A 13,174-nucleotide genomic window follows, 5' to 3' on the forward strand; every position below is an offset into this window, starting at 1 on the left:
TGATCGTCAGTCCATCCATCTCATGCATAAGACGTAATGAGTTCGCGTGTCGCAGTCCCGGTACCCCCGTGCGGCGGATGAGCTTCATACGTCCGCTGCATGAGGCTCATGCAGCCGGCGAGTGGTGTTGGCGTGATGTGGGACGCACCCTGCACTTCGCAGGTGACGGGCCGATCCCCGTGGCCTTGCCAGTGCCTGACCCACCACCGGGGAGGACAACGCCGATGAGCATCACGACCGCGGAGACCGGCACAGGGAGTGCCGGGATCCCACAGAACAGGGGACACGGACGGGCGATCGGCGAGGCGGTCGCCGGCTACCGGTTGCTCGGCTGGCAGGTGACAGTCACCGAGCAGGGCGTCTTCCTCCCTCTGGGACCCGCTACCACCGCGCTGGCGATGCCCGCGCGGATCGGTTCGCGAGTCCTGGCGGATCTGAAGTCGCGCATGCTCGCCGGGCCCGTCACCGTCATCCCCGGCCCCCGCGAGCACTGGATCTTCCTGGCCGAGCTGGTGGCGTTGCTGCCGACTCATCTCAAGGCGCCGCCGGAGGTCCAGTTCGTGCGCTCTCCACACCGGATAGCGCTACCACCCACGATGACCAGGTACGGATCGCTGCGCTGGGCGAACCCGCCGTCGCACTCCCGGCACTGGTTCCCGCCGTTCACCGCCGTGCTGGCACTGGCCCGGACGGCCGCCGCGGAGGACCAGCGCCGATAATCGGTGCTCGTGGATCGTCGTTCAGTTCTGTTGTGCGGGCTCGTCGCTGCTGCTGCCGCCGCGTGTGGCGAGCCTGTTCCTCGCAAGACGGGTGGTGTCGGGACCGCCCGCGCCGGGGATCGCGTGAGTGCTGTTTCCGCGGTCCCGGTCGGCTCCGGCGTGCTGGTGGACATGCCCGGCAACGCCCAGCTGCTGGTCGTGCAGCCTCAATCGGGTGAATTCCGTGCTTTCAACCCCGCCTGCCCTCACGTGGGCTCCTTGGTTAACCCTCCTGCCGGCGGTGTCATCACCTGCCCGCTTCACGGGAGCGCTTTCGACCCGTCGACCGGCGCGGTCCGCAAAGGACCTGCGACTTCGGGGTTGACGGAGGTTGCCATCACGCTTTCGGGTGAGAATTTGGTGCTCGCATAGGACCTGTGCATTTGCTGTGCATTGGCGTTCGCGCTGAACTTCCGGTGACCCGTTCGCGTAATGCTGTGGTGTGAACCCGGACACCCACCACCACGGAGGAACGGTCGTGAACACCGAAAGCCTGGTCAACAGGCGAGCGGCGCTGTGCGGAATCGCGGTGGCTCTCGCCGTGCCCAGTGGCCTCGTGACCGCGTGCAGCTCCACCACCCCGTCCACCGGCACCGGATCCACACCCGCACAGGGCGGTTCGACGCCCACGGGATCCACGGGTTCCGCCGGCTCCACAGGTACCGCTCTCGTTGCCCTGGCTGACGTTCCCGAAGGCGGCGGCGCCGTCGTGGACGCCCCTGGCGGCAAGAAGATCGTCGTCGCGCGGATCTCCGCGACCGAGGTGAAGGCTTACGACGCGACCTGCCCGCACCAGGGTTCGATCGTCGCGGAGCCTTCCGGCAGCACCATCACGTGTCCTTCGCACGGCAGCCAGTTCGGCACTTCGGACGGCGCGGTGAAGAAGGGGCCGGCGACGTCCGGTCTGCGCGCGGTCGCGGTGAAGGTGGACGGCGATCAGATCGTCCTGACCTGACCGTTTCTGTTTTTGTCAGACCTCGTCGATAGTCTTGACGGCGTGGCAGATCCCTCGACGTACCGGCCCGCTGTGGGCACGATTCCTGAGGCTCCCGGCGTCTACAAGTTCCGCGACGCCGGTGGCCGGGTCGTGTACGTCGGCAAGGCGAAGAGCTTGCGCGGCAGGCTGAACTCCTACTTCGCCGATCTCTCCGGGCTGCACCCGCGCACGCGCCAGATGGTGACCACGGCGGCCTCCGTCGAGTGGACCGTGGTCACCACCGAGGTCGAGGCGCTGCAGCTCGAATACAACTGGATCAAGGAGTTCGACCCGCGGTTCAACGTCCGGTACCGCGACGACAAGTCGTATCCCGTGCTGGCCGTGACGCTGTTCGAGGACTACCCGCGGCTGCACGTGTACCGCGGTCCGCGCAAGAAGGGCGTGCGGTACTTCGGGCCGTTCGCACACGCGTGGGCCATCCGCGAGACGCTGGACCTGCTGCTGCGCGTGTTCCCCGCGCGCACGTGCTCGGCGGGCGTTTTCAAGCGGCACAGCCAGATCGGGCGTCCCTGCCTGCTCGGGTACATCGACAAGTGCTCGGCGCCGTGCGTCGGCAAGGTGTCGGCGGACGAGCACCGCGAGATCGTCGAGGACTTCTGCGACTTCCTGGCGGGCAAGACGGATCACATGATCCGCCGCCTGGAACGCGAGATGTCCGCGGCCGCCGAGGAACTGGAGTTCGAGCGCGCGGCGCGGCTGCGTGACGACCTGGGCGCGCTGCGGCGCGCGATGGAGAAGCAGGCGGTCGTCCTCGGCGACGGCACGGACGCGGACGTGATGGCGTTCGCGCAGGACGAGCTGGAGGTCTCGGTCCAGGTCTTCCACGTGCGCGGCGGCCGGGTGCGCGGCCAGCGCGGCTGGGTGCTGGACAAGGTGGAGGCGCTCGACGACGGCGGCCTGGTCGACCAGTTCATCATGCAGTTCTACGGCGACAACACCGAGAACACCCCGCGCGAGGTGCTCGTCCCGGTGCTGCCGGACGACGCCCCGGCCTTGGAAGACCTGCTCTCCGAACAACGCGGCTCGCGGGTGGTTTTGAGGGTGCCGCAGCGCGGCGACAAGCGCGCTCTGATGGAAACGGTCGCCCGCAACGCCGCCGAAGCCTTCGCCCAGCACAAACTCCGCCGCGCCGGCGACCTGACCGCCCGCTCGGCCGCCCTGCAGGAACTGCAGGACGCCCTGGCCCTCGACACCGCGCCGCTGCGCATCGAGTGCATCGACATCAGCCACGTCCAGGGCACCGACGTGGTGGCCTCCCTGGTCGTCTTCGAGGACGGCCTGGCCCGCAAGTCGGAGTACCGCCGCTTCGCCATCCGCGAGGCCGCCACGGAAGGCGACGTCGCCTCGATCGCCGAGGTCGTCCGCCGCCGCTTCCAGGCGATGCTGCGCGAAACCGCGTCCGGCGGCCCCAACCCCGGCATCGACCCGGACACCGGCAAACCCCGCAAGTTCGCCTACCCGCCCAACCTCCTGGTCGTCGACGGCGCCGGCCCCCAAGCCGCCGCGGCATCCGACGTCCTGGCCGAACTGGGCATCACCGACGTGGCGATCGTCGGCCTGGCCAAGCGCCTCGAAGAGGTCTGGGTCCCCGGCGAGCCCGACCCGGTGATCCTGCCCCGCACCAGCGACGCACTGTACCTGCTGCAACGAGTCCGCGACGAGGCCCACCGCTTCGCCATCGCCTACCACCGCCAAAAGCGCTCGAAGCGCATGACGGTCTCGGAGCTGGACGACGTGCCAGGCCTCGGCGAAACCCGCAAAGCCGCACTGCTCAAGCACTTCGGCTCGGTCCGCAAACTCAAGCAGGCCACAGTGGACGAAGTCAGCGAGGTCCCCGGCGTGGGCCGCCGCACCGCCGAAGCCGTGGTGGCCACCCTGGCCGGGGCGAGCGTGGCCACGACCGCTCCGGTGGCCGAGGGGAAGCCGGTGCCGTGACGGCCTTCTGGCGCGTCCGCGTGGCCGGGCCGGGCCTCGCCGCGCTTGCTCCAGCGGGGCCGCGCTTGTGGCCGTCGCACGGCGGAAGCGGTGGTGGCCAGGTCTTGCGGGTCGAGCGTCGCCGTCACGGCGTCGGTGGTCGATGGGAAGCCGGTGTCGTGGCGGTCTTCCGGCCTGCCCGCGCGTTCACCACGGAGGCGAAGTGGTGTAGCCGGTGTCCGCCGCCGCCCGCCTCTTCCTCCTGCGGGAGGTGGACGATCATGTTTTCAGGACATCTACTGGACGGCGGCAGGCGTGGATCCGGACGAGGTTCACCCGTCCGGGTCGGGCTTCGCCGCGCTTGCTCCCGCCGCTCGCCCGCACAGCCAGGGTGGGCCTCGCTACGCCTGCTCCAGCCCGGCCGCGCTTCAGGCCGCCGGTCACGTCCCGCCGGCCTCACGTGCCGCAGCTGTCACGTCCTTCCCACCCGGCCTGCGCGCGGCCCGCGAACCGGGCGAGGATCGTGACCGCGGCCACGGCACGCCCGTCGCACTGCCGAATCTGCCGCGCCCGAGGGCGATTCCAGTGGAGACTCACACCGGGCGCGCCGGGTCGTGGCGTGGCCCGCAACACCGAGCTTGTCCAACACCCGAGCTCGTCCAACACCGGGCTCGTCCAACGCAGAGCTCGTGCAACACCGGGCTCGTCCAACGCAGAGCTCGTGCAACACCGGGCTCGTCCAACGCAGAGCTCGTGCAACACCGGGCTCGTCCAACAACGAGCTCGCCCACACGAGAGCGCCAGTGCGCTCATGAACAGGTAACGGAGTCGTAGTCGTGAACGCGGAGAAGTCCGGCATCGAAGTCGCCGTGGTGACCGGGCTGTCCGGTGCGGGCCGCAGCACCGCGGCCAAGTGCCTGGAGGACCTCGGCTGGTTCGTCGTGGACAACCTGCCCCCGGAACTCATCGCCACCATGGTCGAGCTCGGCGCGCAGGCGCGTGGGGCGATCACCAGGGTCGCTGTCGTCATGGACGTGCGCAGCCGCGCGTTCACCGAGGACCTGGCCGCCATCATCAAGGATCTCGACGCGCGTGGGTACAAGCCGCGCGTGCTCTTTCTCGAGGCCACCGACGACGTGTTGATCCGCCGGTTCGAGGCGGTGCGGCGCGGACACCCGATGCAGGGTGACGGGCGGCTGCAGGACGGGATCGAGGCCGAGCGGATCCTGCTCACGCCGCTCAAGCAAGAGGCCGACCTGGTGCTCGACACGAGTGCGCTGAGCATTCACCAGCTCAGGGCGAAGATCGAGGACACGTTCGGAACTGAGGCCGCCAGCAGGACTCGGGTCACGGTGCTGAGCTTCGGGTACAAGTACGGGCTGCCGATGGACGCCGACCTCGTCATGGACGTGCGGTTCCTGCCGAACCCGTTCTGGATTCCGGAGCTGCGCGAGCAGACCGGGCTCGATGGTGAGGTGCGCAACTACGTGCTGTCCCAGGAGGGGGCGGACGAGTTCCTTGATCGGTACCACGAACTCCTCAGGCTCATCGGGGCCGGGTACCGGCGTGAGGGCAAGCGCTACCTGACGCTCGCGATCGGTTGCACGGGTGGCAAGCACCGCAGTGTTGCCTTGAGCGAAGAGCTGGCCGCGCGGCTGGCCAGCGAGGACGGCATGGCCGTGAAGGTCGTGCACAGGGATCTGGGACGCGAGTGACGAAGTTGAAAGCTGTTGCTCTTGGTGGTGGGCACGGGTTGCACGCGACGCTGACGGCGTTGCGGCGGGTGACCGAGGACGTGACGGCCGTGGTGACCGTCGCGGACGACGGGGGCTCGTCGGGACGGCTCAGGCGCGAGCTCTCGGACCTGCTGCCGCCGGGTGACCTGCGCAAGGCCATGGCGGCGCTGGCGGGGGAGGACGAGGCCAGCAGGCTCTGGACGTCCCTGTTCAAGCACCGGTTCGGTGGCACGGGTGCCCTTGCCGGTCACGCGGTCGGGAATCTGGTGATCGCCGGGCTGCTCGAGCAGCTCGGCGACCCGGTCGCGGTGCTCGACCTCACCAGCAGGCTGCTCGGCGTCACCGGGCGGGTGCTGCCCATGTCGAACGACCCGCTCGACATCGAGGCCGACGTCACCGGGCTGGACGAGGACGAGAAGGTCGTCCGCCGCATCCGGGGCCAGGTCGCCATCGCGACCACGCCGGGGCTGGTGCAGCGCATCCGTCTGACCGCCCCGAACGGGCGACCTGTCGGCTGTCCGGAAGCAGTACAGGCTGTACTTGACGCCGATCTTGTGTTACTCGGCCCTGGATCATGGTTCACCAGCGTGTTGCCGCATCTGCTCGTGCCCGAACTGCACGACGCGTTGGTACGCACGCGTGCCAAAAAGGTCCTCGTGCTCAATCTCGTCCCCCAACCGGGTGAAACCGCCGGTTTCTCTCCGGAGCGCCATTTGGACGTAGTCTGCGAACACGCACCCGAGCTGAAGGTGGACGCGGTGATCGCGGACGTCGACTCGGTCCCCACCCCGGACCGGCTGACGCGCGCCGCCTCGGCACTGGGAGCGCAGACGCATCTGGCCAAGATCGCCGCACCGGACGCCGCCGAGCGGCATGATCCGGAGGCACTGGCCGGTTGCCTGAGGCAAGTGGTCGATGAGACCGGAGTGGGAGGGACACGCCCGTGGCGATGACGTCGGCGGTCAAGGACGAGCTGAGCAGGCTCGCGGTATCCAAGACCTGTTGCCGCCGCGCGGAGGTGTCCTCCCTGCTCAGGTTCGCCGGCGGCCTGCACATCGTGTCCGGCCGGGTGGTCGTCGAAGCCGAGCTCGATCTCGGTTCCGCCGCCCGCAGGCTCCTCAAGGAGATCCAGGCGCTCTACGGCCACCACGCCGAGGTGTTCACGATCCAGTCGAACGGCCTGCGCAAGGGCACCCGCTACGTCGTGCGCGTGGTGAAGGACGGCGAGGGCCTGGCCCGCCAGACGGGTCTGCTCGACCCGCGCGGCCGCCCGGTGCGCGGCCTGCCCGCGCCGGTCGTGTCCGGTGGCGTGTGCGACGCGGAAGCCGCGTGGCGTGGTGCTTTCCTCGCGCACGGCTCGCTGACCGAACCCGGTCGCAGCTCGTCGCTCGAGATCACCTGCCCCGGTCCGGAGGCGGCACTGGCCCTGGTCGGTGCGGCGCGCAGGATGGGGATCGCGTCCAAGTCCCGCGAGGTGCGCGGGGCCGAGCGCGTGGTGATAAGGGATGGCGACGCCATCGGGGCGATGCTGACCAAACTCGGCGCGCACGATTCCGTGCTGGCCTGGGAAGAGCGCCGGATGCGGCGTGAGGTCCGGGCGACGGCGAACCGGCTGGCGAACTTCGACGACGCCAACCTGCGGCGGTCCGCGCGGGCCGCTGTCGCCGCTGCCGCACGGGTTGCGCGGGCGTTGGAGATTCTCGGGCCGGAGGCGCCTGATCACCTGGCTGCCGCGGGGCAGCTGCGGCTGGCGCACCGGCAGGCTTCGCTGGAGGAGCTCGGGCAGCTGTCCGATCCGCAGATGACGAAGGACGCGGTGGCCGGTCGTATAAGGCGTCTGCTGGCCATGGCGGACAAGCGGGCCAAGGACCTGGGGCTGCCGGACACGGAGTCCGCCGTCACGGCGGAGATGCTCGAAGCCGAGGTCTGACCGGCCTCACGGCGTGTGGCGTCCTGCCCACACCGCCAGTTGAGCACGCGACCGCAGTCCCAGCTTGGATCGTGCGTGTGTCACGTGACGGGCAACGGTGTGAGGTGAGATCCCCAGCCGTTGCCCGATCTGACGATTCGTCAGGCCCTCAGCCACCAACGTCGCCACGTGCAGTTCGCGCGCCGAGATCGGGCTGTCGTCGTCCCCGGCCAGCGGCTGGGCGGTCAGGGCGTAGGAAATGGCCTGCGCCAACGACATTCGCTCGCCGGTCGACTCGGCGGCGCGCAGCCGGCCCGCGGTGATGCGGTCGCGGCAGAGAGCGCGGGCCTCGTCCAGCTGCGCCTGCCAGTAGGGCTCGGCGCGGAACTCGTAGCGGGTGCGGACGACAGAGGCCGCGGTCAGCAGGGACAGAGCGCGCTCGTCGTCCGAGCCGACGCCGACCAGGCCGAGGGCCAGCCCTTCCAGGTCGTAGAACTGGTCCATGGGGTGCTCGGAGCCCACCTCGAGGCTCTCGCGGAACAGGTCCACGGCTTCGGGATAACTCCTGCGGGCCAACGCGATGGCGCCCGCGCTGTGCAGGACCGGGTTCAGCATGTGCGGCAGGCCCAGGAGGCGGACCAGCGTCAGGGCCTCGCGGACCAGCGGCGCGGCCTGGTCCGGTTCGCCGTGTTGCAGCAGGGTCCAGCCGTAGGAGTTCAGCAGGACAGCGCGCGCGAGCTTGTCGCCCGAATCCCGCAGCAGTTCCACGGCTTCGTCGTAGAGCTGCCAGGCCATGGCCGGGTTGCCGGTGTGGGCTTCGGCGGAGGCCAGGACCTCCAGCGCACGGGCGAGGGTGCCGGGGCGGCCGGCGTCGGCGCGTTCGATCGCCAGCGACTCCTGGGCGAACGTGCGGGTCACGTGCCAGCCGCCGCGCACGCGGTGGTGCATGGCGGCCAGGACCGTGAGAACGCTGCGGTGCGCCGGGGGCATGGGCTGGGCCAGCGCGTGGTGCAGGAGTTCGGTGGGGGCGCCGCGGGGGCCACGCGGGGTGGAGGTCCAGGCCGTGGCGATGATGGTGAGGACGTGCCGGGGCCAGTCGCCTGTCTCGGCGGTGCGGGCCACGGCCAGCTCCAGCAGTCCCACGTTGCGGTCGAGGCGGAGCACCACGGACGGCGCCGGGAAGAAGGACGAGATCTCCGGTTCCACCACGGAGCACACCCAGTCCACCACGCGGTCGGCCACCAGTGAGAGGTCGCCGGACTCGACGGCCCGTTCGCGGCAGTAGAGGCGGATCGACTCCAGCTGGCGGAACGTGGTGTGGCCGCCCATGCGGTCGACGACCAGCAGCGACTTCTGCTCGAGGCTGGTCAGGAGTTCCAGAGCGTCGTCGACGCCGCAGACGGCGCTCGCCACGCCCAGGTCGAACGGGACGCCCAGCACGGCCAGGTGGCGGCAGGCGGCCTGCTCGGCGGCGGACAGGAGGTCGTAGCTCCAGCCGATCGCGGCGCGCAGGGTGCGGTGGCGGTCGTCGGCGGTACGGGGGCCACCGGTCAGCAACGCCAGCCGGTCGCCCAGCCGGGCGAGGACGTCCGCGGGGGACAGGACGGTGACGCGGCGCGCGGCCAGTTCGATGGCCAGCGGCATGCCGTCCAGGGAGCGGCAGACGGCGACGACGTCCGAGACGTTCGAGGAATCGACCTCGAACGAGCGGTCTACCGAGACGGCACGATCGCGGAAAAGCACCACCGCGTCGTAACGCAGGGCTTCCGCGGCATCGGAATCCGCGGGCGGCAGGTCGAGCTCGCCGAGCGCGAAAACCTGCTCGCCGGCCAGCCGGAGAGGCTCGCGTGAAGTGACCAGAACGCGTAGGCGGGGGCAGCACGCGAGGAGTTCGGAAACCACGTCGGCGACATCGGCGAGGACGTGCTCGCAGTTGTCCAGCACGAGCAACGGGCGGCGGTGCTGGTCGACCTCGGCGATCACCGCGTCGCGCACCGAGCGGTTCGGCAGCGGGTGGGCGCCGACGGCGTGGTAGATCGCCTGGACGACGTCGGACACCGGCGCCAGCGCGGTCCACCACGCCTGATCCGCGCGTTTGCTGACGTGCTGGACGGCCAGCCTGGTCTTGCCCGCTCCCGCGGGGCCGACCAGGGAGAGGAGCCGGTGCTCCGAACCGAGCCGCGCCAGCGAGGCGAGCTCCTCGCGGCGGCCCACGAAAGTGTCCAAAGGGGCGGGAAACGCCGAGTCGTTCGGGGAGTCGTCGCGGGCCGAAGTGCGTTCGCGGTACGCGCGTTGACGGCATGCGTTGGAGCAGTAGCGTCGGCCCGCGACCGCTTCGGTGAGCGGGTTTCCACATGTCACGCAGGCGGCATTGGCCGTCATGAGGATTGACCGTACCGGCGCGTAACGGTCCGTAACACCCGCTGTTTCGGGGTATTGAAGGGTCCTTCGAAGCGTGGACAGGATTCCCGTCATGACTGCGCAGACCAGATCGGGAAGCACACCGTCGCTCGTGCCGCCGCAGGACCGGCAGGTGGTCGACGAATGGCTCGCGCGGATCTCGGCCGTCGTCAGCAGGGACGCGAGGGAGGACAGCCCGGAGGCGTGCCGGACCGCCGCGGAGGCCGCGGAGGAGCTGAGCGCGTACCTCTGGATGCTCCGCGCGCTGCGCCGCCGAACGGCCTAATCAGGGCAGGTTTTTCTGGCTCGATCAAGAGATACGCACTATCCCTGTGACCAGGGACGTAGTTCGGCAGATAGGGTGGGCTTGTTCCTACCAAGCTGAACGCAAGGAGTCAGTCGTGACGGTTCGTGTAGGTGTCAACGGTTTCGGTCGCATCGGGCGCAACTTCTTCCGCGCCGTGAGGGCCGGAGGCCACGACATCGAAATCGTCGCGTTCAACGACCTCGGTGACGTCGCCACCATGGCGCACCTGCTGAAGTACGACAGCATCCTCGGTCGTCTGGACGCCGACGTGCAGGTCACCGACGAAGGCATCTCCGTCGACGGCAAGGTCATCAAGGCCCTCGCCGAGCGCAACCCCGGCGCTCTGCCCTGGAAGGACCTCGGTGTCGACGTCGTGGTCGAGTCGACCGGCTTCTTCGCCGACGCCACCAAGGCCCGCGCCCACGTCGACGAGGGCGGCGCCAAGAAGGTCATCATCTCCGCGCCGGCCAAGAACGAGGACCTCACCGTCGTCATCGGCGCGAACGAGGACAAGTTCGACGGTTCGCAGACGATCATCTCGAACGCGTCCTGCACCACGAACTGCCTCGCGCCGCTGGCCAAGGTCCTCAACGACAGCTTCGGCGTCGAGCAGGGCCTCATGACCACGATCCACGCGTACACGCAGGACCAGAACCTGCAGGACGCGCCGCACAGCGACCTCCGCCGTGCCCGCGCCGCCGCGCTGAACATCGTCCCGACCTCCACGGGCGCCGCGAAGGCCATCGGCCTGGTGCTGCCGGAGCTCAAGGGCAAGCTCGACGGCTACGCGCTGCGCGTGCCGATCCCCACCGGCTCGGCCACCGACCTGACCGTCACGCTCAAGCGCGAGGTCACCGTGGACGAGGTCAACGCCGCGTACAAGGCCGCCGCCGAGGGCCCGCTGGCCGGCATCCTCAAGTACTCGACGGACCCGATCGTGTCGGCCGACATCGTCACCGACCCGCACTCGTGCATCTACGACGCGCCGCTGACCAAGGTCATCGGCAACCAGGTCAAGGTCGTCGGCTGGTACGACAACGAGTGGGGCTACTCCAACCGCCTCGCGGACCTGGTCAAGCTCGTCGCCTCGAAGATCTGAGCAGGGGCGGGAAGTCAGTGAAGACTCTCAGCGACCTGCTCGCCGAGGGTGTCGCAGGTCGGCGCGTCCTGGTGCGCGCCGACCTGAACGTCCCCCTCGACGGAGGCAAGATCACCGATGACGGCCGCGTGCGCGCGTCGGTGCCGACGATCAAGGCGCTCGCCGACGCGGGCGCCCGCGTGATCGTCACCGCTCATCTCGGCCGCCCCAAGGGCGAGCCGGACCCCAAGTTCTCGCTGGCCCCGGCCGCCGCTCGCCTCGGTGAGCTGCTCGGCGCCGAGGTCGCGCTCGCGAAGGACCTGGTCGGCCCGTCCGCCACGTCCGTGGTCGGCGCGCTCACCGACGGTGGCGTCGTGATGCTGGAGAACGTCCGCTTCGACGCCCGCGAGACCTCCAAGGACGACGCGGAGCGCGCGGAGCTGGCCGACGAGCTGGCGTCGTTCGCGGACGCGTTCGTCTCCGACGGCTTCGGTGTCGTGCACCGCAAGCAGGCCTCGGTCTACGACGTGGCGAAGAAGCTGCCCGCGTACGTCGGCGGTCTCGTCGAGACCGAGCTGGGCGTGCTGCGCAAGCTCACCGACGACCTGGAGCGCCCGTACGTCGTGGTGCTCGGCGGCGCGAAGGTGTCCGACAAGCTCGGCGTCATCGCGAACCTGCTGGCCAAGGTCGACCGGCTGCTCATCGGCGGCGGCATGGCGTACACGTTCCTCAAGGCCCAGGGCCACGAGGTCGGCACGTCGCTGCTCCAGTCCGACCAGCTCGACCAGGTGAAGGGCTTCCTCGCCGAGGCCGAGAAGCGCGGCGTCGAGCTCGTGCTGCCGGTCGACGTGCTGGTCACGGCCGAGTTCGGCAACGTCGACCACGACGTCGTGGGCACCGACGCGATCCCCGCCGACAAGATGGGCCTCGACATCGGCCCGAAGTCGCGCGAGCTGTTCGCCTCGAAGCTCGCCGACGCCAAGACCGTGTTCTGGAACGGCCCGATGGGCGTGTTCGAGATCGAGACCTACGCCGGCGGCACCCGTGCCGTCGCGGAGGCTCTGGTCAAGTCCGACGCGTTCACCGTCGTCGGTGGCGGCGACTCCGCCGCGGCCGTGCGCGCGCTGGGCCTGCCGGAAGACGGTTTCTCGCACATCTCCACCGGTGGTGGCGCGTCTCTGGAGTTCCTTGAAGGCAAGGAACTCCCCGGCATCAGCGTTTTGGAGTCCTGATGGCAGCCCGTCTCCCGCTCATCGCGGGCAACTGGAAGATGAACCTCAACCACCTCGAGGCGATCGGCCTCGTGCAGAAGATCGCCTTCTCCCTCCCGGAGAAGTACTTCGCCAAGGTCGAGGTGGCCGTTCTCCCGCCGTTCGTCGACATCCGCAGCATCCAGACGCTGGTCGACGGCGACAAGCTGCTGCTGAAGTACGGCGCGCAGGACATCTCGCAGCACGATTCCGGCGCCTACACCGGCGAGGTGTCCGGCGCGATGCTGAAGAAGCTGGCCTGCCACTACGTCGTGGTCGGTCACTCCGAGCGCCGCGAGTACCACGGCGAGACGGACGCGATCGTCAACGCGAAGGTCAAGGCCGCGCTCAAGCACGAGGTCACGCCGATCTTCTGCTTCGGCGAGAAGCTCGACGTCCGCGAGGCCAAGGGGCACCTGGAGCTGGTTCGCCAGCAGCTGGAGGACGGGCTCAAGGGCTTCACGGCCGAGCAGGTCGCCAAGATCGTGTTCGCCTACGAGCCGGTCTGGGCCATCGGCACGGGTCGCACGGCGTCCTCGGCCGACGCGCAGGAGGTGTGCTCGCTGGTCCGCTCGTTCGTGGCGGAGAAGTACGGCGAGGAGACCGCGGCCGTCGTTCGCGTGCTTTACGGCGGTTCGGTGAAGTCCTCGAACATCGGTGAGCTGATCCAGCAGAAGGACATCGACGGCGCGCTGGTCGGCGGTGCGAGCCTTCAGGCTGACGAATTCACCAAGCTGTGTGCGCTCGCCGCGGGTGGACCTCTACCCTAAGTCGATCAGATGCGGTGGCCACCGGCCTTGACCCGGAGACGGTTAAGGTCGGTGG

The 13,174-nt window shown here is 69.4% G+C and carries 12 protein-coding genes; 11 read left to right on the forward strand and 1 reads right to left on the reverse strand.

The annotated features are described in order from the left end of the window. The first annotated feature begins 224 nt into the window (after nucleotides 1–224). The 7 genes from SK803_RS38305 to whiA all read left to right on the forward strand — a co-directional run bounded on the left by SK803_RS38305 (nucleotide 225) and on the right by whiA (nucleotide 7,335). The gene (locus SK803_RS38305; RefSeq protein WP_319971098.1) at nucleotides 225–719 is read left to right on the forward strand and encodes a hypothetical protein; all 495 of its coding nucleotides are present in this window, start codon (nucleotides 225–227) and stop codon (nucleotides 717–719) included. A gap of 171 nt (nucleotides 720–890) precedes the next feature. After that, a complete protein-coding gene (locus SK803_RS38310) occupies nucleotides 891–1,130 on the forward strand; it encodes a Rieske (2Fe-2S) protein (RefSeq protein ID WP_406601647.1) in 240 nt (79 codons plus the stop codon). 106 nt (nucleotides 1,131–1,236) lie between these two features. Next, entirely contained in the window at nucleotides 1,237–1,713 is a 477-nt protein-coding gene (locus tag SK803_RS38315; RefSeq protein WP_319971099.1) for a Rieske (2Fe-2S) protein, read from the forward strand. Between the two features lie 42 nt (nucleotides 1,714–1,755). Continuing rightward, nucleotides 1,756–3,690: an excinuclease ABC subunit UvrC gene (gene uvrC, locus SK803_RS38320; RefSeq protein ID WP_319971100.1), complete on the forward strand. Its 1,935-nt coding sequence runs from the start codon at nucleotides 1,756–1,758 to the stop codon at nucleotides 3,688–3,690. 836 nt (nucleotides 3,691–4,526) lie between these two features. Further along, the gene (gene rapZ / locus SK803_RS38325; RefSeq protein ID WP_169731025.1) at nucleotides 4,527–5,384 is read left to right on the forward strand and encodes an RNase adapter RapZ; all 858 of its coding nucleotides are present in this window, start codon (nucleotides 4,527–4,529) and stop codon (nucleotides 5,382–5,384) included. Nucleotides 5,385–5,389: 5 nt separating this feature from the next. Next, nucleotides 5,390–6,358: a gluconeogenesis factor YvcK family protein gene (locus SK803_RS38330; protein ID WP_319971172.1), complete on the forward strand. Its 969-nt coding sequence runs from the start codon at nucleotides 5,390–5,392 to the stop codon at nucleotides 6,356–6,358. After that, nucleotides 6,349–7,335 carry a DNA-binding protein WhiA gene (gene whiA, locus SK803_RS38335; protein ID WP_089958262.1) on the forward strand — a complete coding sequence of 329 codons (987 nt, stop codon included), beginning with the start codon at nucleotides 6,349–6,351 and terminating at the stop codon, nucleotides 7,333–7,335. The genes SK803_RS38330 and whiA overlap by 10 nt, the downstream gene beginning before the upstream one ends. 6 nt (nucleotides 7,336–7,341) lie before the next feature. On the opposite strand, the gene SK803_RS38340 is transcribed toward whiA, so the two are convergent. After that, nucleotides 7,342–9,696, reverse strand: coding sequence for an ATP-binding protein (locus SK803_RS38340; RefSeq protein ID WP_319971101.1), 2,355 nt, complete (start codon nucleotides 9,694–9,696; stop codon nucleotides 7,342–7,344). 91 nt (nucleotides 9,697–9,787) lie between these two features. On the opposite strand from SK803_RS38340, the gene SK803_RS38345 reads away from it, so the two are divergent. The 4 genes from SK803_RS38345 (at nucleotide 9,788) to tpiA (ending at nucleotide 13,119) form a co-directional block, all read left to right on the forward strand. Beyond that, entirely contained in the window at nucleotides 9,788–10,000 is a 213-nt protein-coding gene (locus SK803_RS38345; protein ID WP_319971102.1) for a hypothetical protein, read from the forward strand. Nucleotides 10,001–10,115: 115 nt separating this feature from the next. After that, on the forward strand, nucleotides 10,116–11,120 hold the full coding sequence (gene gap / locus SK803_RS38350; RefSeq protein ID WP_319971103.1) for a type I glyceraldehyde-3-phosphate dehydrogenase: 1,005 nt from the start codon (nucleotides 10,116–10,118) through the stop codon (nucleotides 11,118–11,120). 17 nt (nucleotides 11,121–11,137) lie between these two features. Beyond that, nucleotides 11,138–12,331, forward strand: a complete 1,194-nt coding sequence (locus SK803_RS38355; protein ID WP_319971104.1) for a phosphoglycerate kinase — start codon at nucleotides 11,138–11,140, stop codon at nucleotides 12,329–12,331. Then, on the forward strand, nucleotides 12,331–13,119 hold the full coding sequence (tpiA, locus tag SK803_RS38360; protein WP_319971105.1) for a triose-phosphate isomerase: 789 nt from the start codon (nucleotides 12,331–12,333) through the stop codon (nucleotides 13,117–13,119). Before SK803_RS38355 ends, tpiA begins: the two co-directional genes overlap by 1 nt. Nucleotides 13,120–13,174 lie beyond the last annotated feature (55 nt).

Source organism: Lentzea miocenica, assembly GCF_033949945.1.
Classification (GTDB): Bacteria; Actinomycetota; Actinomycetes; order Mycobacteriales; family Pseudonocardiaceae; genus Lentzea; species Lentzea miocenica.

Excerpts from the sequence above, each read along its gene's own strand:
- SK803_RS38305 (WP_319971098.1), top strand. The coding sequence starts at position 225 with ATGAGCATCACGACCGCGGAGACCGGCACAGGGAGTGCCGGGATCCCA.
- SK803_RS38310 (WP_406601647.1), top strand. The coding sequence starts at position 891 with ATGCCCGGCAACGCCCAGCTGCTGGTCGTGCAGCCTCAATCGGGTGAA.
- SK803_RS38340 (WP_319971101.1), bottom strand. The coding sequence starts at position 9,696 with ATGACGGCCAATGCCGCCTGCGTGACATGTGGAAACCCGCTCACCGAA.
- SK803_RS38345 (WP_319971102.1), top strand. The coding sequence starts at position 9,788 with ATGACTGCGCAGACCAGATCGGGAAGCACACCGTCGCTCGTGCCGCCG.
- tpiA (WP_319971105.1), top strand. The coding sequence starts at position 12,331 with ATGGCAGCCCGTCTCCCGCTCATCGCGGGCAACTGGAAGATGAACCTC.